Source organism: Variovorax sp. P4_B11 (assembly GCF_056402355.1).
Genome location: NZ_JBFUHO010000003.1, coordinates 34,972 through 52,256 on the forward strand (window position 1 = coordinate 34,972; position 17,285 = coordinate 52,256).

A 17,285-nucleotide genomic window follows, 5' to 3' on the forward strand; every position below is an offset into this window, starting at 1 on the left:
TCGATCGCCGCGTCGACCTAAAATGCGCCGATGGCCTATCTCGTGCTCGCTCGCAAACACCGTCCCCGAACCTTCAGCGAGATGGTGGGCCAGGAGCATGTCGTGCAAGCGCTCGAGAACGCGCTGACCTCGCAGCGGCTGCACCACGCCTACCTCTTCACCGGCACCCGCGGCGTCGGCAAGACCACCGTGTCGCGGATCCTGGCGAAGTCGCTCAACTGCCAGGGGCCCGACGGGCAGGGCGGCATCACGGCCACGCCGTGCGGCCTATGCCAGGCGTGCAAGGACATCGACGCCGGCCGCTTCGTCGACTACACCGAACTCGACGCCGCCTCCAACCGCGGCGTCGACGAGGTGCAGGCCCTGCTGGAGCAGGCGGTCTACAAGCCGGTGCAGGGCCGCTTCAAGGTCTTCATGATCGACGAAGTTCACATGCTCACCGGGCACGCGTTCAACGCGATGCTGAAGACGCTCGAGGAGCCGCCCGAATACCTCAAGTTCGTGCTGGCCACCACCGATCCGCAGAAGGTGCCGGTCACGGTGCTGTCGCGCTGCCTGCAGTTCAACCTGCGGCCGATGGCGCCCGAGACCGTGCTCGAACACCTCACGCAGGTGCTGCAGGCCGAAGCCGTGCCGGCCGAGCCGCCCGCGCTGCGCCTGATTTCGCGCGCCGCTCGCGGCTCGATGCGCGACGCCCTGTCGCTGACCGACCAGGCGATCGCCTTCGGCAACGGCGAGCTGCTCGAGACCGGCGTGCGGCAGATGCTCGGCAGCGTCGACCGCGGCCATGTGTTCCGGCTGATCGAGGCGCTTGCGCAGGGCGATGGCAAGACGGTGGTCGAGACCTCCGAGGGGCTGCGCCGCGATGGTTTGTCGGCCGCCTCCACGCTGGAGGAAATGAGCACCGTGCTGCAGGCCATGGCGGTGCTGCAGGCCGTGCCCTCGCGGGCCGAGTCGCGCGACGCGGCCGATCCCGACGCGGCCGAGACCGCGCGCCTCGCGGCGCTGCTGCCGGCCGACGAGACCCAGTTGCTCTACAGCCTCTGCCTGCATGGCCGGGGCGAGCTCGGCCTGGCGCCCGACGAGTACGCGGCGCTCACGATGGTGCTGCTGCGCCTGCTGGCCTTCAAGCCCGCCGGCGCAGCCGGAGCGGAAAAAAAAACTCTGAATGAGGCTGGGCGCGCGGTTGCCGATGCGCCCCGGGCCGCGCCACCTGCCGAATCGCCCCCGCGACCCGTCGTGGCCGCCGAGCGCGCGCCGGCCCCGGTGCCTGCCGCATCGGTGGCAGCTGCCGCATCGCATGCGCCGCCCGGCCAGCGCCTGCCGGTGGTCGAGGCGCCTTCGTTGAGCGCGGCGCCGCCACCGAGGCCCGCGCCCGCCGCCGGCCCCGCGCCGGCACCGGCGAGGGTGATGGCGATGCCGGTGAGGGTGCAGCCGCCGCCAGGCGCCCGCGAGGCCGAATCCTCCGCGCCCTTGGCGCCTATACCGCCGAGCGAGGAGGGCGATTTCTGGTACGCCACCGTGACACAGATGGTGGTGGCCGAGGCCATCAGCGCGCTGGCGCGCGAGCTTGCGCTGCAATCGCAGCTGGTGGCGCGCGATGTCGACCAGTGGCTGCTGCGCGTCGAGCGCGAGTCGCTCAACCAGACCAGCAGCCGCGAGAAGCTGCAGGCCGCGTTGGCGGCCATGGGCCATGGCGTCAGAATCGCGATCGAGATCGGTGCCGTGGCCGACAGTCCGGCCCGGCGCAACAAGCAGGCGGCCGACGAGCGCCAGCGTGTCGCCGAGGAAGCGATCCGCAACGACCCCGAGGTGCAGTCGATGATGCGCGACTGGGACGCGAAGATCGTTCCGGGTACGCTGCGGCCCGCTTGATACCTTGCGGGACAGACCAAGAAACTGCGCAGCAGTTTTTGCTCTGTCCTCAACTGACTAGAACCTTGCGGGACAGACCAAGAAACTGCACAGCAGTTTTTGCTCTGTCCTCGACTGACTGATACCTTGCGGGACAGACCAAGAAACTGCGCAGCAGTTTTTGCTCTGTCCTCAACTGACTAAACTCCTTATTTCAACGATCGACAGGATCCACATGTTCAACAAAGGACAACTGGCCGGCCTCATGAAGCAGGCGCAGGCAATGCAGGACAACCTCAAGAAGGCCCAGGAAGAACTGGCCACCATCGAGGTCGAGGGTGAATCCGGCGCCGGGCTGGTCAAGGTCGTGATGACCTGCAAGCACGACGTCAAGCGGATCACCATCGATCCCAGCCTGCTGGCCGACGACAAGGACATGCTCGAGGACCTGGTGGCCGCCGCCTTCAATGCCGCCGTGCGCAAGGCCGAGGAAACCAGCGAGCAGAAGATGGGCAAGCTGACAGCCGGCATGCCTGGCCTGCCGCCCGGCATGAAGCTGCCGTTCTGAGCTTTCATCGGCCCTCGATGGCGGATTCCAGTTCGCTCGAAGCGCTGGTCGAAGCACTGCGCCGATTGCCCGGCGTCGGCGCCAAGTCGGCCTCGCGCATGGCCTTCCACATGCTGCAGCACGATCGCGAAGGCCTCCAGAAGCTCGCGCGCGCGTTGCAGCAGGCGGCCGCCAACGTGCGCCACTGCGAGCGCTGCAACACCTTCACCGAAGGCGTGGTCTGCAGCGTTTGCCAGGATGCGCGGCGCGACGCCAGCAAGCTCTGCGTGGTGGAGACGCCGGCCGACCAGGCTGCGCTCGAGCGCACCGGCGTGTTCCGCGGCTACTACTTCGTGCTGATGGGCAAGCTGAGCCCGCTCGACGGCATCGGGCCGAACGACATCGGACTCGCGAAGCTGTTCGAGCGCGCGCTCGACGGCACCGTGAGCGAGGTGATCCTCGCCACCAATTTCACTGCCGAGGGCGAGGCCACGGCCCATGTGATCGGCGATGCGCTCAAGCAGCGCGGGCTTTCGGTGACGCGGCTCGCGCGCGGCGTGCCGGCCGGCAGCGAGCTCGAATACGTCGACCTCGGCACCATCGCCCACGCGTTGGTGGACCGCCGCTGACCACATAGCCTGGCGGCCGCCTATGTGCTGCTGCGCATCGTCTGTGTCGCGCTGTACATCGCGGATCGCAGTTCGCTGCGCAGTGCGGTCTGGGCCCTCGGCTTCCTGGTGAACATCGCGATCCTGTTCTCCGGTCGATAGCGGCCTTCGTGTTTACGTAAAAACCCGCACGGGATGTTCCCGATGCAGGGGCAAGGGGGCGCCCCTAAGCTCGATTCGAATCACACGACAGAGAGCCCGAAGGTCCCACTCATGCTCAATCGCCGCACCTTCACCGTCGCCGCTGCGCTCGGCGCGGCTGCCATCGGGGTGCCGCTGGTCTACGGCCAGCCGAAGCTCGAGAAGTCCAAGGTTTCGATCGCGGTCGGCGGCAAGGCCGCGTTCTACTACCTCCCGCTCACGATCTCCGAGCAGCTCGGCTATTTCAAGGCCGAGGGGCTCGATGTCGAGATCTCCGATTTCTCGGGTGGCGCACGCGCACTGCAGGCGGTCGTCGGCGGCTCGGCCGACGTCTGCTCCGGGGCCTTCGAGCACACCATCAACCTGCAGGCCAAGAACCAGTTCTTCCAGGCCTTCGTGCTCCAGGGCCGCGCACCGCAGATCGCGATCGGGGTGTCGACCAAGAACATGCCCGCCTACGCGGGCATCGCCGACCTCAAAGGCCGCAAGATCGGTGTCTCGGCGCCGGGCTCCTCGACCAACATGGTGGTCAACCTGGTGCTGTCGCGCGGCGGCCTGAAGGCCAGCGACGTGAGCTTCATCGGCGTCGGCGTCGCCGCCGGCGCACTCACCGCGTTGCGCTCGGGCCAGATCGATGCGATCAGCAACACCGATCCCGTGATGACCATGCTCGAACAGAAGGGCGACGTGAAGATCATCAGCGACACCCGCACGCTCAAGGGCACGCAGGAGGTGTTCGGTGGACTGATGCCGGCCGCCTGCCTCTATGCCTCGTCGGAATTCATCCAGAAAAATCCGAACACCTGCCAGGCGCTCGCCAACGCCATCGTCCATGGCCTCAAGTGGCTGCAGACCGCCGGGCCGGGCGACATCATCAAGACCGTGCCCGAGACCTATCTGCTGGGCGACCGGGCCTTGTACCTCGCGTCATTCGACAAGGTGCGCGAAGCGATCGCCATCGATGGACTGGTGCCGGCCGATGGTCCCAAGACCGCACTCAACGCCATCGCGAGTTTCGATTCCTCGGTCAAGGCCGACAAGATCGATCTCGCCAAGCTCTATACCAACGACTTTGCGCGGCGCGCCAAGGACAGGTTCAAAGCCTGACCGCGGTGTCTCTGCAACCCGGCCTCGGCCGGGTTTTTTCTTTCAAGCCCATGGCCGACCACGCGCTCGAACTGATCGATATCCAATGCACCTTCCGCTCGAAGGACGACCACGGCCAGCGCTACACGGCGGTGGCCGACACCACGCTTCGGATCGGCGAGGGCGAGTTCGTCTCGGTGGTCGGTCCGACCGGCTGCGGCAAGTCGACGCTGTTGAACGTCGGCGCCGGCCTGCTCGAACCGTCGTCGGGCAGGGTGCGGGTGTTCGGCGAGCCGCTCTCGGGCATCAACACGCGCGCCGGCTACATGTTCCAGAGCGAGGCGCTGTTGCCTTGGCGCAGTACGTTCGACAACGTGATGCTGGGCTTGCAATACCGCGGCGTGTCTGATGCCGAGGCCGGGGCGCAGGCCGGGCAATGGCTGTCGCGGGTCGGGCTCTCCGGTTTCGGCGATCGCTATCCGCACCAGCTCTCGGGCGGCATGCGCAAGCGCGCCGCGCTGGCCCAGGTGCTGGCCCTGGATCCGGACATCATCCTGATGGACGAACCCTTCAGCGCACTCGACATACAGACGCGCCAGTTGATGGAGAACGAGGTGCTGGCGCTTTGGGCGGCGAAAAAGAAGGCGGTGCTGTTCATCACGCACGACCTCGACGAGGCGATTGCGATGAGCGATCGCGTGGTGGTTCTGTCGGCCGGGCCGGCCACGCATCCGATCGGCGAATTCGTGATCGATCTCGAACGCCCGCGTGACGTGGCCGAGATTCGCACGCATCCACGCTTCGTGGAGCTTCACACGCAGATCTGGAATGTGCTGCGCGACGAGGTGCTCAAGGGCTACGCGCAGCAACTGAAGAAGGTGGTGGAATGAACTCGCCCCCAGGTTGCCCGCACTTCGTGTCGGGCGCCCACCCCCTACCGGGGGCAACACCAGCGGACTGGCGAAGCCAGATCCGCGGTGTTTCACGAACGGGCCTGGCTGCGTCGGGCGGTGAATACGGGTGCAGTGTTTGTTCTTCGGCTGCGCGCAGCGCGCCTGTTGGTGGGCAGTCGCGGAACCGGCTTCGCCGGGCCGCTGACTGCGCCCCCGGCAGGGGGTGGGCGCCCGGACACGAAGTGCCGGGCAACCTGGGGGCGAGATGAATCTCCGACCCAGCGAAAGCAACGCGCGCTTCTGGCAGATGGCCGTGCTGATCGTGCTGCTGGTGGCCTGGCACGCTGCCTCGCGCAACCCGCAATTCGCCTTCTTTCTCGGTGAACCAATCGAGGTCGCGGGCCGCATCTGGAGCTGGTTCATGCCGTTCGCGATCCCGCCCAACCGGCTGTTCCCGGAGGGCCTGGCGGGCAACGCCGACATCTATCTCCACCTCGCAACCACGCTGCTCGAGACCGTGCTGGCCTTCGTGATCGGCACTGTGCTGGGCCTGGCCTGCGGCCTCTGGCTGGCGCTGGCGCCGACCGCGAGCCTGGTCTTCGACCCCTACATCAAGGCGGCGAACTCGATGCCGCGCGTGATCCTGGCGCCGATCTTCGCGCTCTGGTTCGGCCTCGGCATCTGGAGCAAGGTGGCGCTGGCGGTCACGCTGGTCTTCTTCATCGTCTTCTTCAATGTCTACCAGGGCGTGCGCGAAGTGAGCCCGGTGGTGCTGGCGAACGCGCGCATGCTCGGCGCCAGCCAGCGGCAGCTGCTGCGCACCGTGTACCTGCCGAGTGCGACCAGCTGGGTGTTCTCCAGCCTTCACACCTCGGTGGGGCTGGCGTTCGTGGGTGCGGTGGTCGGCGAGTACCTGGGTTCGGCGCGCGGCGTCGGCTACCTGATCCTGCAGGCCGAAGGCACCTTCGATGTCAACACGGTGTTCGCCGGCATCGTGGTGCTCACCGCCTTCGCGCTGCTGCTCGACGCCATCGTCGGCGTGCTCGAGAAGCGGCTCATGAAGTGGCAGCCGCGCAGCGGCGAGACCGAGAAGCTCTGAGCCCGCCGGGCGGGGGGCCGTCAGTGCTTCTTCTTCTTCGAAGGCGTGCCGCCGCGCGGCTCGCGCGCGACCTGCTTGCTGCTCGACGTCTTCGTCGTCGCCTTGGCAGGCACGGTCGTGGCCGCGGCCGCGTGGGCGCGGCTGTTGCCGGAACCCACACTGGCGGTCCGCGAGGCGCGCACGGGCAGGAACACCACCACCTCGTAGCCGCGCTGGAAGGTGTGGTTCGCCTTGACGTCGTTCCATTCGGCGACGCTGGCCGGGCTCAGCTTGTAGCGCCGGGCGATGCTGGCGACGCTGTCCAGGCGGCCGGCCTTGACCACGGTGCGGCGGGTCACGATCTCGGGCTGGAAGCTCAGCTGTCCGGTGTCTGCAACCACCGCCGCGACGTCTTCCTGGACCCGGGCGCTGCGCGGGACGATCAGTGTCGAGCCGGCCTTGATCAGCATTCGCGGCGGCACGTTGTTGACCGCGCGGAGGTCGGCCTCGCTCATTCCCGAGCGCTGCGCCGCATCGGCCACCGTCATGGTCGAGGGCACGGTCCAGGCGGTCCAGCTGGCGTACTGGCCCTGGCTGTAGGCCTCGAAGTTGCGCTGGAAGACCGCGGCGTTGTCCCAGGGCAGCAGGATCTCGGGCGTGCCCGCGGCCAGCAGCACCGGCTTGTGGGCCGAGGGATTGAGGGCGCGGAAGTCCTCGACCTGCACGTCGGCCAGCTTGGCCGCCAAGGCGACGTCGAGGTCGCGCTTGAGCGTGACGGTCTGGAAATAGGGGTGGTTGGCGATCAGCGGCAGGTCGACGTTGAAGCGCGCCGGATCGGCGACGATGTTCTTGACCGCCTGCAGCTTCGGCACGTAGAGCCGCGTTTCGGCCGGCATCGAGATGTCGCTGTAGGTGGCGGGCAGGCCGGCCCGCTGGTTCTTGGCGATGGCCTTGCCGACGTTGCCTTCGCCCCAGTTGTAGGCGGCCAGCGCGAGTTGCCAGTCGCCGAACATGCCATAGAGCCGCTGCAGGTAGTCGAGCGCCGCGCGGGTCGAGGCCACGACATCGCGCCGGTCGTCGCGGAAGATGTTCTGCTTCAGGTCGTAGTCGGTGCCGGTGGCCGGCATGAACTGCCACATGCCGGCGGCGCGCGCGCTCGACACGGCCTGCGGATTGAAGGCGCTCTCGATGTAGGGCAGCAGCGCGATCTCGGTCGGCATGTCGCGGCGTTCGAGTTCCTCGACGATGTGGAAGATGTAGCGGTTCGAGCGCTCGGTCATGCGCTGGATGTAGTCGGGCCGGCTGGCATACCACTGCTCGCGGTCTCGCACGAGCTCGCTGTCGAGGTTCGGCATCTTGAAGCCGCGGCGGATGCGATCCCACATGTCGGTGGGCGGGGCCAGCGTGACCACGGGCCGGGACTTGGTGTCGCCCGAGGTGATCGGCTTCAGGCTGCCACCCGGATACACCGGCGAGGCGCTGCCCGGCGATGAACCGGTGCCGGTGGCACAGCCCGCGAGGAACAAGGAGCCCGCGAGGCAGGCGGCTAGCAGGAATTTCATCGAAAGTCGTTCTTCCATTGGCGCAGCGCGGCGAACACTTCGGCGGGCGCCGCTGGTGCGGGCAGGCCGGCGTGAGCGTGGACCGCCCGGCTGACAGTGGCTTCGCGGCTGCGAAGAAAAGGATTGATCAGGCGCTCGATTGCCAGCTGCGAGGGCAGCGTGGGCTCGCCGCGCGCGCGCAATGCTTCGCAGTGCGCCGTGTACTGAGTGAGATCCGGGTTGCCGGGTTCCACGCTTTGCGCAAATCTCAGGTTAGCAAGTGTGTATTCGTGGCCGCAGCAGACGCGGGTATCGCCAGGCAGCGCCGCCAGGGCCTCGAGCGAGGCCAGCATCTGCGCCGGCGTGCCTTCGAACAGGCGTCCGCAGCCGCCCGAGAACAGGGTGTCGCCGCAGAACAGCAGCGGTGCCAGTTCGGCGGCCGCGGCGTTGCGCGGATCGGCCGGCAGGAAGTAGGCGATGTGGCCTGCGGTGTGGCCGGGAATGTCGATCACTTCGAAGCGCAGGCCCAGCGCTTCGGCGTGGCCGCCCTCGGCGAGGGGCGTGTACGGCTCGGGAATGCGCTCGCGGGCGGGGCCGAAGACCTTCGCGCCGGTCGCCGCGTGCAGCGCCGCCACGCCGCCGGTGTGATCGGCGTGGTGGTGCGTGACTAGAATCGCGGCCAGCTGCAGATTCCGGCGTCCGAGCGCATCGAACACGGGCCCGGCGTCCCCTGGGTCGACCACGATCGCGTGGTACCCATCCTGCAGCATCCAGATGTAGTTGTCGGCGAAGGCGGGCAGCGGAACGAGGGTCATGAGCGGTCAAATTATAGGTTTGCACGATTGGTTCGAGACCCCCCCGGGGCGCTATCTGCTGGCCTGGGAGCAGGCCCAGTTCGACCAGGCCGTGGCCGACATCTTCGGCTATCACGCGCTGCAGCTGGGCCTCGGCGAGGTGCAGGCGCTGCGCGCCAATCGCATGCCGCACCGGTGGCTGGCGCTGTCCGATCCGGCCCAGGCCGGTRCCGCGGCGCTGTTGACGGACTTCTCGGCCCTGCCTTTTCCGGCCGCCAGCCTCGACCTGGTGGTGCTGCCGCACGCGCTCGAACTCAGTCCCGATCCCCACGCGACCCTGCGCGAGGTCGAGCGGGTGCTGGTGCCCGAGGGCCGGGTCGTCATCTGCGGCCTGAACCCGGCCAGCCTCTGGGGCATGCGGCAGCGGCGGGCCCATCTGTACCGGCGACTCGGTTTCGGCGAGTTGTTCCTGCCCGAGGCCGGTGAATTCATCGGCCACCGGCGCATGCGCGACTGGCTGCGGCTGCTGAGCTTCGAAGTCGAGTCGGGCCGCTTCGGCGTCTACCGGCCGGCGGTCCGCAGCGACGCCTGGCTGGAGCGCTGCCGCTGGTTCGACGCGGCTGGCGAGCGCTGGTGGCCGATCTTCGGCGCCGTCTATTTCCTGGTGGCGGTGAAGAGGGTGCGTGGGCTGCGGCTGCTGAGCGCCGACTGGCGCCGTGCCGCCTCGCGCGCCAGTGCGCCGGTGCCGATTGCCGGCAAGATGCACCGGGGGCGCGACAATGGCGGCCAGCTAGAAGAAGGAAGCGGTTTTTGAACGAAGTACAGATCTACACCGACGGTGCCTGCAAGGGCAACCCCGGTCCCGGCGGCTGGGGCGCATGGCTCAAGTCGGGCGCCACCGAGAAAGAGCTTTTCGGCGGCGAACTCAACACCACCAACAACCGCATGGAACTGCAGGCGGTGATCGAGGGCCTCGGTGCGCTGAAGCGCCCGTGCAAGGTCGTCCTCTACCTGGACAGCCAATACGTGCGGATGGGCATCACCGAGTGGATCCGGGGCTGGAAGGCCAAGGGCTGGCGCACCTCGACCAAGCAGCCGGTGAAGAACGTCGAGCTCTGGCAGCAACTCGACAAGCTGGTGGCCGAAGGCGGCCACCAGATCGAATGGCGCTGGGTCAAGGGCCACTCGGGCGACCCGGGCAACGAGCGCGCGGATGCCCTCGCGAACAAGGGTGTTGACCGGGCACTTGGCAGGCTCTGAATTCCCTTCGCGAATCACCGCAGAACCGGCTTTGCCGGGCTGCTGGTGTTGCCCCCGGTAGGGGGTGGGCGGCTCACGAAGTGAGCCAACCTGGGGGGGGGTCATGCTCGCCCATCCGGGTCCGGAACAGCAGGTCGTCGGTGACCCGCAGGCGGCGGCTCATCTCGCGGGCGATGTTCATCTGGATCAGCGCGAACTGCTCGACATCGCGCTCGAACAGCCGGTACAGGTTCGCCGACGACAGCTCGATCGCGACGCAGTCGGCCTCGGCGCGGACCGAGGCGCTGCGCGGGAACAGGTCGAGCAGCGCCATTTCGCCGAAACAGTCGCCTTGCCCCAGGCGGCTCAGCAGCAGCTCGTGGGAGCGCCAGCTCTTGGACACGGTCACGCTGCCGGATTCGAGCACGAACATGCCGTGGCCCGGCTCGCCTTCGCGGAAGAAATAGCCCCCGCACGGCATTTCGATCACCGGCGCCGCCGCCAGCAGGAATTCGATGGTCTGCGCGCCGATGGCGCCGAAGATCGGCATCTGCTGCATCAGTTCGATTCTGGACGCTGCCATGCGCAACTCCCGTGATGCCCGAGGCGGGCCCAGACCTTACACCACGCCGTCGAAGATCATCACGTCGACCGGGTCGCCCGGCGCCACATTCGCCTGGTCGTGGTGCAGCACCACGAGGCCGTTGGCCTCGACCATCGAGCTCAGCACGCCCGAGCCCTGGTTGCCGGCGATGCGGACCTGGGGCAACGCGCCCGCCACCTGATCGACCCGCCCGCGCTGGTATTCGGTGCGCCCGGGCTTCTTTCGGATCGCCTCCACGCTGGTGGCACGCAGCAGCGGCGGCGGCGCAGCGCAGGCGGCGTTGCAGCCCATCATCTTCAGCAGCGCAGGGCGCACGAAGGCCAGGAAGGTGACCATCACCGCGACTGGATTGCCCGGGAGCCCGAACAGCACCGCCGGCCCGCGGCGATCGTCCGGCGCCGGGATCAGGCCGACCGCCATCGGCCGTCCGGGCCGCATGGCGACGCGCCAGAACGCCATGTCGCCGAGCCGCTGCATGACGGCGCGGGTGTGGTCGGCTTCGCCGACGCTGACGCCGCCGCTGGTGATGATCGCATCGGCCCCGGCGGCCGCGCGGCGCAGCGCCGATTCGAGCGCCGCCGGATCGTCCCGCACCAGGCCGAGGTCGATCACCTCGCAACCCAGCCGCGTGAGCAGGCCGAACACGGTGTAGCGGTTGCTGTCGTAGACCGCGCCTTCGCGTGGCAGCTCGCCCAGGCTCAGGATCTCGTCGCCGGTGGAGAAGTACGCCACGCGCAGGCGCCGCAGCACCGGCACCATCGGCAGGCCGAGGCTGGCGACCATGCCGAGCGCGGCCGGCGTGACGATCTGGCCGCGCCGCAGCGCCGGCTGACCCTGCATCAGGTCTTCGCCGGCGAAGCGGCGGTTGTCGCCGCGCCGCAGCGCCTTGGCGGGGAAGCTCACGCGATCGTCCTCGACCGTGCAGAACTCCTGAGGGATCACGGTGTCGAGGCCGGCCGGCATCACCGCGCCGGTCATGATCTTGAGTGCGTCGCCGGCGCCCAGCGTGCCGTGCCAGGCGGCACCGGCCAGGGCCGTCCCGACCACGCGAAGCGTCAGCGTGGCGTCGCCGGCCGCATCGAGCTGAGCGCCGTCGAAGGCGAAACCATCCATCGCCGAGTTGTCGTGCGGCGGCACGCTGACCGGCGAGACGATGTCCTCGGCCAGCACCCGCCCGAGCGCATCGCGCAGGGCCAGGCGCTCGACCTGGGTGACGATGGCGGGCTCGGTCAATTGCGCCAGGAAAGCCTGCACGGCATCGACGCCGAGGGCCTTGGGGTCGTAACCCGCCAACGCGGCGGCGATTTCGGCGATTCGGCTCATGGCAGGAAGGGAATCAGGAGCGCTGGCGTTCGAGACCGCGGAGCTCGGCCAGCGTGTTGGCGTTGAAGAACGCGTTGGAGGCATCGCCCGGCTGGTCGAAGGGCACCAGCACGGTGCGGTGCTGGCCGGTCCACTTGTCGATCTTGCGGCCGCCGTCCTGGGTGAAGCGCACCAGGCTTTCGAGCAGCGTGGCGCGCAGCAGGCAGAACACCGGCTGCGGGTGCAGCACCGGCGCGGTGTCCGGCGGGTCGGCGGCCTCGGGCGCGCTGACCATCGCGATGTCGGCGTCCTCGGCGGCCATGGCGGCCGCCAGGCGGCTTGCAAGGTCGAGCGGGAACAGCGGCGTGTCGCAGGGCACGGTGAGCAGGTAGGGGGTCTCGCAGCGTTCGAGCCCGGTCAGGAAGCCGGCCAGCGGGCCCGCGTAGTCGGCCAGGCCATCCGGCCAGACCGGCACGCCGAAGGATTCATAGGCGGCCAGGTTGCGGTTGGCATTCACCATCACTTCGCCGACCTGCATGCCCAGCCGCAGCACCGCATGCATCGCGAGCGGCGTGCCGTTGAAGTTCTGCAGGCCCTTGTCGACCCCGCCCATGCGTGAGCCGCGCCCCCCGGCGAGCACGAGGCCGGTGATTTCGCTGGCGGTGATCACGGTCGGGGCGCTCATCCGCCGATGTAGCTCATCTCGACCCGGCGCGGCGCGCCGGCATCGGTGTCGGGGACGCGCAGCGCACGCAGTTCGGAATAGCGGTCGCCGCGGCCCTGCCAGATGTGGCCGAGCGCGGAGGCGATCTGCGCGTCGTCGGCGTCGCCGCGCAGCAGCGGGCGCAGGTCGTGGCCCTGGCTCGCGAAGAGGCACAGGTAGAGCTTGCCTTCGGTCGACAGGCGTGCCCGGCTGCAATCGTGGCAGAAGGCCTGGGTGACGCTGCTGATGACGCCGATTTCGCCGCCGCCGTCCGCATAGGCCCAGCGCTGCGCGGTTTCGCCGGCGGTGGTGGCTTCCAGGGGCAGGAGCGGGTGCTCGGCGGCGACGCGGCTCACCACGTCGGCCGACGGCAGCACCTCGTCCATGCGCCAGCCGTTGGTGGCGCCGACGTCCATGTACTCGATGAAGCGCAGCACCACGCCGGTGCCGCGGAAATGGCGCGCCATCGGCAGGATTTCCTGCTCGTTGGTGCCGCGCTTGACCACCATGTTGACCTTGATCGGGCCCAGGCCCGCGGCTTTCGCGGCTTCGATCCCGGCCAGTACCTCGGCGACCGGGAAGTCGACGTCGTTCATGCGGCGAAATACCGTGTCGTCGAGGCCGTCGAGGCTCACGGTGACGCGCTGCAGGCCAGCGGCCTTCAGCGCCTGGGCCTTGCGGGTGAGCAGGGAGCCGTTGGTGGTCAGCGTGAGGTCCAGCGGCTGGCCGTCCGGGGTGCGCAGTGCCGCCAGCTGCTCGATCAGGATCTCGAGGTTCTTGCGCAGCAGCGGCTCGCCGCCGGTGAGCCGGATCTTGCGCACGCCGTGGCTGGCGAAAAGGCGTGCCAGCCGGGTGATCTCCTCGAAGCTCAGCAGCGCGCTGTGCGGCAGGTACTGGTGGTCCTTGTCGAACACTTCCTTCGGCATGCAGTAGCTGCAGCGGAAGTTGCAGCGGTCGGTCACGCTGATGCGCAGGTCCGTCAGCGGCCGGGCCAGCCGGTCGAGCAGCATGCCCGTGGCGGGCACGCCGGTTCCGACCGGGGGCACGCGGGGCGCGCGACCGATGTCGGAGAGTTTGACGACGTGCTGCTGGTTCATGGGAGAAGTGAATTTAACCCATCACCTGGACCGATATCCTCGCAAGGCCTCTGGGACCCCGGCCCTGCCGGCGATGGATGTGTCCTTGACGCGCACGGGTGCCTCCTGAAAGAAGGTGCGTCCGGGCGGAGTGTCGGCCCGGCGTTCGGGGTCAGCCGTGCTTGACGGCCACGGTCTTGAGGGTGGTGAAACCGTACAGCGCCTCGAAGCCTTTCTCGCGGCCGTAGCCCGAGGATTTGACGCCGCCGAAGGGCAGTTCGACGCCGCCGCCGGCGCCGTAGTTGTTGATGAACACCTGGCCGCTCCTGACGCGCTTGGCCATCCGGAACTGGCGCCCGCCGTCGTTCGTCCAGATGCCGGCGACCAGCCCGAACTGCGTCGCATTGGCCAGTGCCACGGCTTCGTCCTCGTCGCGGAAGGCCATCGCGGCCAGCACCGGACCGAACACTTCCTCCTGCGCCAGCCGGTGGTCCACCGGGACGTCGCGCAGCAGCGTGGGCGCCTGGTAGAAGCCGGCCTCGGGGGCCTCGTCGACCACCACGCCCTGCGCCACCATCGGGATGCCCGCAACCTGTGCGTCCGACAGGAAGTCCCAGACGCGCTGCTGCTGGGTCTGCCGGATCAGCGGACCGACGTCCAGGTCCATCGCGGCGGGACCGACGCGCAGCGCCTCGAAGGCATGGCCGAGCCGCTGCAGCAGCGGTTCGTAGATGGCCTGGTCGATCAACACGCGCGAGCCGGCCGAGCAGGTCTGGCCGGCGTTCTGCACGATGGCGTTGATCAGCACCGGAATCGCCGCGCTCAGGTCGGCATCGGCGAACACGATCTGGGGGCTCTTGCCGCCGAGTTCGAGCGTCACCGGGCAATGGCGTTCGGCCGCCACCTGCTGGATCAGCGTGCCCACCTTGGGGCTGCCGGTGAAGCTGATGTGGTCGATGCCCGGGTGCCGCGCCAGCGCGTCGCCGACCTCGTGACCATAGCCGGTCACGATGTTCAGCGCGCCGGGCGGGAAGCCGGCCTCGGCCGCCAACTGGGCGACCCGGATCAACGACAGGCAGGCGTCCTCGGACGGCTTGACCACGCAGACGTTGCCGGCGGCCAGGGCGCCGCCGACGCTGCGCCCGAAGATCTGCATCGGGTAGTTCCACGGAATGATGTGGCCCGTGACGCCGTGCGGCTCGCGCCAGGTGAAGACGCTGTAGCCGTCCTGGTAGGGGAGGGTTTCGCCATGCAGCTTGTCGCAGGCACCGGCGTAGAACTCGAAGTAGCGCACCAGCGCCACGGCATCGGCGCGGGCCTGCTTGACCGGCTTGCCGCAGTCGCGCTGCTCGATCAGCGCCAGCTCGTCGGCATGCTCGGCGATCTTCTGCGACAGCTTGTAGAGCAGCCGGCCGCGTTCGGCCGCGCTGACTTTGTGCCAGCCGGTCTCGAAGCAATGGCGCGCGGCCCGCACCGCGGCGTCGATGTCGGCGGCATTGCCGCGCTGCAGCTCGTCGAAGGGCTGGCCGTCGGACGGGTCGATCACCGGCAGCGTGCGGCCGGACGAGGAAGCAACGTTTTCGTTGCCGATGTAGTTGAATTGCATGGGGCGAAATCTTAAGGCGCCTGGCGGATCGGCGGATCGGCGGGGCCTCAGGGTCGCAGCGCCATCGTCGCCGGCAGGCGCGTCCAGGGCAGGTCCGCGGGGTCGGCGGCCATCGGTCCGGGCGCCTTGGCGACCAGGATCCGGCTGGCGATCGGCGCGAAGTCGGCGCGGAAATGCACCGAGCTCTTGGCGACCAGCAGCTTCATGGCCTCGGGCTCGATGCCGAGGAAGCGGAACAGTTCGCGGTCGAGCATCTGGCTCTTGCCGCTGGCCACGGCTACCCGCACGCCGTCGATCTCGAGGCAGGCGCTCGGGCCCAGGCAGAGCACGCCGCCGTGCGACATCGGCCCCTTGAGAGCGACCTGGCCGTCGCTGAGCGCGCGCACGGTGAAACGGCCCCGGACGACCGGATCGCTGCGCTGGCCGCCCCAGGTGGGCACCTCGGCGCCGAGATGGATGTCGAGCTCGGCACCGACGCCGGCCGCATGCGCGGCGGCGGCTGCTGCGGGGTCGAACATCAGGCCGAGTGCCACGCGGCCGGGAAAGCGCTGGCCGGCGCGCTCGGCCAGCAAGGCGCGCAGCATGCCGGTGGTGTTGCTGTCGCTGCCCGCGCCCGGGTTGTCCTGGGTGTCGGCAATGACCACCGGCCGATCGGCGCCTTCGGCGATGGACAGCGCTTGCGCGACCGCATCGCGGGGCGACAGGACCTCGAGCCGCCATTGCGAGCGCGGATGGTCGATGCGTGCGAACAGCGTCTCGACGGCGGCATCGGCGGCGTCGCCGTAACCCCACACCACCGGTCCGCACTCGGCGATGTCGGCGGCCGGGAAGCCGGTGGCGAAACTCAGCACCGTGCCGTGTCCTGCATCGAGCTCGCGCAGCAGTTGGTAGACCGAGGCCGCAGGCTCGACCATCGTGCATTGCACGTTGAGCGGCAGCAGGAATGCGAGCCGCCGCACCTGCAGCGGTTCGCGCGCGCCGCGGGCGATGCGGCGCGCCAGCAGTTGCGCGGCCAGCCGTCCGGTGTCGGCCGAGTCCACGTGCGGGTAGGTTCGGTAGGCCACCAGCGCATCGGCCTCGTCGAGCATGCGCCGGGTCACGTTGGCGTGCAGGTCGAGGCTGGCGACGATCGGCACGGCGGCGCCGACGATCGCCCGGATCCGCCCGAGCAATTCGCCTTCGAGGTCATCCAGGTGCTCGGCCACGGCCGCGCCGTGCAGGTCGAGGAAGACGGCGTGAACGCCGCCGTGCGCGAGCGCCTTCGACAGGTCCTCGACGATGACGCCCGCGATGCGTTCGAAGGCCTCCTGGGTGACGTGTGCCGAAGGGGTCGCACCGGCCCAGGCCGAAGGCAAGAGAGCCCATCCGCGCTCGCGCGCTGCGTCGATGAAGCCGCCGATCGGGATGTTCCGCCCGGCGTAGGCATCGATGATTTCGGGGCCGCGGCGGTAGGGCGGAAAGGCCTCGCCGCGCTGGAAGGCGGCCCAATCGGCCTTGCTGGGGGCGAAGGTGTTGGTCTCGTGCTGGAAACCGGCGATGAAGACGTTCAAGTTCGCTCCTGGAAAATGGGCTCAGCGCGAAGCCGCCGGCTTCGGCAGCGCCCGCAGCGCGTTCAGCATGCGCTCGACGTGCTTGTCCGGATTGAGGTTCTGGTAGAAGTAGGCGACCTTGCCGTTGGGGGCGATCACGTACGACAGGCGATTGGCGAAATCCGGCCGTGTCTGCATCAGGGCGTCGAAGCCCTCGATCACGGTCTTCGACTCGTCGGAGGCCACCGGGAAGCGGCTTTGGCAAGCCCTGACCGAGAACTTCGACAGCGTGTCGATGTCGTCGGCCGACACGCCGATCACCGTGGCGCCGAGGGCGGCGAACTGGTCGATGGCTTCGGCGAAGGCGTGGGCCTCGATCGAGCAGTCGCGAGAATCCGCGGCCGGGAAGAAGTACAGCACCACCGGCCCCTTGGCGAGCGCATCGGCCAGCGAATAGCGGAAGGTCTTGCCGCCCAGCGCCGCGGTGGCGATGAACTTCGGCGCCGGGTCGCCGATGTCGAGTGCGGCATGGGCGGGCGCGGTCAGGACCGCGGCCACGGCAATGAAAGCTGCGCGCACGGCGATCGAGTGCATCATCATGTAACTCCGGGTGGAAGCGTTTCG

Annotated in this window: 18 protein-coding genes; 9 read left to right on the forward strand and 9 right to left on the reverse strand. The window is 68.7% G+C overall.

The genetic code is table 11. The features are described 5' to 3' along the window. The first annotated feature begins 30 nt into the window (after positions 1-30). The 7 genes from dnaX to AC1DYD_RS04165 all read left to right on the forward strand — a co-directional run bounded on the left by dnaX (position 31) and on the right by AC1DYD_RS04165 (position 6,288). Positions 31-1,875: a DNA polymerase III subunit gamma/tau gene (dnaX, locus tag AC1DYD_RS04135; RefSeq protein ID WP_478171480.1), complete on the forward strand. Its 1,845-nt coding sequence runs from the start codon at positions 31-33 to the stop codon at positions 1,873-1,875. A gap of 214 nt (positions 1,876-2,089) precedes the next feature. Then, entirely contained in the window at positions 2,090-2,422 is a 333-nt protein-coding gene (locus AC1DYD_RS04140) for a YbaB/EbfC family nucleoid-associated protein (RefSeq protein WP_012747441.1), read from the forward strand. A gap of 17 nt (positions 2,423-2,439) precedes the next feature. Next, positions 2,440-3,030 (forward strand): recombination mediator RecR, encoded by a 591-nt coding sequence (gene recR / locus AC1DYD_RS04145; RefSeq protein ID WP_478171481.1) that lies wholly within the window; start codon positions 2,440-2,442, stop codon positions 3,028-3,030. Between the two features lie 9 nt (positions 3,031-3,039). Beyond that, positions 3,040-3,171, forward strand: coding sequence for an MAPEG family protein (locus AC1DYD_RS04150; protein ID WP_478171733.1), 132 nt, complete (start codon positions 3,040-3,042; stop codon positions 3,169-3,171). Positions 3,172-3,282: 111 nt separating this feature from the next. Then, positions 3,283-4,317 carry an ABC transporter substrate-binding protein gene (locus tag AC1DYD_RS04155; RefSeq protein ID WP_478171482.1) on the forward strand — a complete coding sequence of 345 codons (1,035 nt, stop codon included), beginning with the start codon at positions 3,283-3,285 and terminating at the stop codon, positions 4,315-4,317. A gap of 50 nt (positions 4,318-4,367) precedes the next feature. Beyond that, a complete protein-coding gene (locus AC1DYD_RS04160; RefSeq protein WP_478171483.1) occupies positions 4,368-5,186 on the forward strand; it encodes an ABC transporter ATP-binding protein in 819 nt (272 codons plus the stop codon). Between the two features lie 268 nt (positions 5,187-5,454). Then, positions 5,455-6,288 (forward strand): ABC transporter permease, encoded by an 834-nt coding sequence (locus AC1DYD_RS04165; protein ID WP_478171484.1) that lies wholly within the window; start codon positions 5,455-5,457, stop codon positions 6,286-6,288. Positions 6,289-6,308: 20 nt separating this feature from the next. Here AC1DYD_RS04165 and AC1DYD_RS04170 read toward each other — a convergent pair whose 3' ends face one another. Both AC1DYD_RS04170 and gloB read right to left on the reverse strand, forming a co-directional pair. After that, positions 6,309-7,829 carry a transglycosylase SLT domain-containing protein gene (locus AC1DYD_RS04170; protein ID WP_478171485.1) on the reverse strand — a complete coding sequence of 507 codons (1,521 nt, stop codon included), beginning with the start codon at positions 7,827-7,829 and terminating at the stop codon, positions 6,309-6,311. Beyond that, positions 7,826-8,623: a hydroxyacylglutathione hydrolase gene (gloB, locus tag AC1DYD_RS04175; RefSeq protein ID WP_478171486.1), complete on the reverse strand. Its 798-nt coding sequence runs from the start codon at positions 8,621-8,623 to the stop codon at positions 7,826-7,828. The genes AC1DYD_RS04170 and gloB overlap by 4 nt, the downstream gene beginning before the upstream one ends. Here gloB and AC1DYD_RS04180 point away from each other — a divergent pair. Both AC1DYD_RS04180 and rnhA read left to right on the forward strand, forming a co-directional pair. Then, the gene (locus AC1DYD_RS04180; protein WP_478171487.1) at positions 8,622-9,416 is read left to right on the forward strand and encodes a class I SAM-dependent methyltransferase; all 795 of its coding nucleotides are present in this window, start codon (positions 8,622-8,624) and stop codon (positions 9,414-9,416) included. The genes gloB and AC1DYD_RS04180 overlap by 2 nt on opposite strands. Further along, positions 9,413-9,862 (forward strand): ribonuclease HI, encoded by a 450-nt coding sequence (rnhA, locus tag AC1DYD_RS04185; protein WP_478171488.1) that lies wholly within the window; start codon positions 9,413-9,415, stop codon positions 9,860-9,862. Before AC1DYD_RS04180 ends, rnhA begins: the two co-directional genes overlap by 4 nt. Before the next feature lie 73 nt (positions 9,863-9,935). Here rnhA and AC1DYD_RS04190 read toward each other — a convergent pair whose 3' ends face one another. From AC1DYD_RS04190 to AC1DYD_RS04220, 7 genes are all read right to left on the reverse strand, one after another. Further along, on the reverse strand, positions 9,936-10,424 hold the full coding sequence (locus AC1DYD_RS04190) for a Crp/Fnr family transcriptional regulator (RefSeq protein WP_478171489.1): 489 nt from the start codon (positions 10,422-10,424) through the stop codon (positions 9,936-9,938). 36 nt (positions 10,425-10,460) lie between these two features. After that, positions 10,461-11,768: a molybdopterin molybdotransferase MoeA gene (gene moeA, locus AC1DYD_RS04195; protein ID WP_478171490.1), complete on the reverse strand. Its 1,308-nt coding sequence runs from the start codon at positions 11,766-11,768 to the stop codon at positions 10,461-10,463. A gap of 13 nt (positions 11,769-11,781) precedes the next feature. Further along, positions 11,782-12,432 carry a molybdenum cofactor guanylyltransferase MobA gene (mobA, locus tag AC1DYD_RS04200; RefSeq protein WP_478171491.1) on the reverse strand — a complete coding sequence of 217 codons (651 nt, stop codon included), beginning with the start codon at positions 12,430-12,432 and terminating at the stop codon, positions 11,782-11,784. Next, a complete protein-coding gene (moaA, locus tag AC1DYD_RS04205) occupies positions 12,429-13,547 on the reverse strand; it encodes a GTP 3',8-cyclase MoaA (RefSeq protein WP_478171492.1) in 1,119 nt (372 codons plus the stop codon). The genes mobA and moaA overlap by 4 nt, the downstream gene beginning before the upstream one ends. Before the next feature lie 151 nt (positions 13,548-13,698). Then, complete coding sequence (locus AC1DYD_RS04210; RefSeq protein ID WP_478171493.1) at positions 13,699-15,132, reverse strand: aldehyde dehydrogenase family protein; 1,434 nt, start codon at positions 15,130-15,132, stop codon at positions 13,699-13,701. Between the two features lie 47 nt (positions 15,133-15,179). Next, positions 15,180-16,682 carry a M81 family metallopeptidase gene (locus AC1DYD_RS04215; protein ID WP_478171494.1) on the reverse strand — a complete coding sequence of 501 codons (1,503 nt, stop codon included), beginning with the start codon at positions 16,680-16,682 and terminating at the stop codon, positions 15,180-15,182. A 21-nt stretch (positions 16,683-16,703) separates the two neighbouring features. Next, positions 16,704-17,258 (reverse strand): peroxiredoxin, encoded by a 555-nt coding sequence (locus tag AC1DYD_RS04220; RefSeq protein WP_478171734.1) that lies wholly within the window; start codon positions 17,256-17,258, stop codon positions 16,704-16,706. Between the last annotated feature and the right edge of the window lie 27 nt (positions 17,259-17,285).

Bases quoted from the DNA above. Each gene is read 5' to 3' on its own strand.
- AC1DYD_RS04170 (WP_478171485.1), bottom strand. From the start codon at position 7,829: ATGAAATTCCTGCTAGCCGCCTGCCTCGCGGGCTCCTTGTTCCTCGCG.
- gloB (WP_478171486.1), bottom strand. From the start codon at position 8,623: ATGACCCTCGTTCCGCTGCCCGCCTTCGCCGACAACTACATCTGGATG.
- dnaX (WP_478171480.1), top strand. From the start codon at position 31: ATGGCCTATCTCGTGCTCGCTCGCAAACACCGTCCCCGAACCTTCAGC.
- AC1DYD_RS04165 (WP_478171484.1), top strand. From the start codon at position 5,455: ATGAATCTCCGACCCAGCGAAAGCAACGCGCGCTTCTGGCAGATGGCC.
- recR (WP_478171481.1), top strand. From the start codon at position 2,440: ATGGCGGATTCCAGTTCGCTCGAAGCGCTGGTCGAAGCACTGCGCCGA.
- moaA (WP_478171492.1), bottom strand. From the start codon at position 13,547: ATGAACCAGCAGCACGTCGTCAAACTCTCCGACATCGGTCGCGCGCCC.
- AC1DYD_RS04160 (WP_478171483.1), top strand. From the start codon at position 4,368: ATGGCCGACCACGCGCTCGAACTGATCGATATCCAATGCACCTTCCGC.
- mobA (WP_478171491.1), bottom strand. From the start codon at position 12,432: ATGAGCGCCCCGACCGTGATCACCGCCAGCGAAATCACCGGCCTCGTG.
- AC1DYD_RS04210 (WP_478171493.1), bottom strand. From the start codon at position 15,132: ATGCAATTCAACTACATCGGCAACGAAAACGTTGCTTCCTCGTCCGGC.
- moeA (WP_478171490.1), bottom strand. From the start codon at position 11,768: ATGAGCCGAATCGCCGAAATCGCCGCCGCGTTGGCGGGTTACGACCCC.
- AC1DYD_RS04220 (WP_478171734.1), bottom strand. From the start codon at position 17,258: ATGATGCACTCGATCGCCGTGCGCGCAGCTTTCATTGCCGTGGCCGCG.
- AC1DYD_RS04155 (WP_478171482.1), top strand. From the start codon at position 3,283: ATGCTCAATCGCCGCACCTTCACCGTCGCCGCTGCGCTCGGCGCGGCT.
- AC1DYD_RS04140 (WP_012747441.1), top strand. From the start codon at position 2,090: ATGTTCAACAAAGGACAACTGGCCGGCCTCATGAAGCAGGCGCAGGCA.
- AC1DYD_RS04190 (WP_478171489.1), bottom strand. From the start codon at position 10,424: ATGGCAGCGTCCAGAATCGAACTGATGCAGCAGATGCCGATCTTCGGC.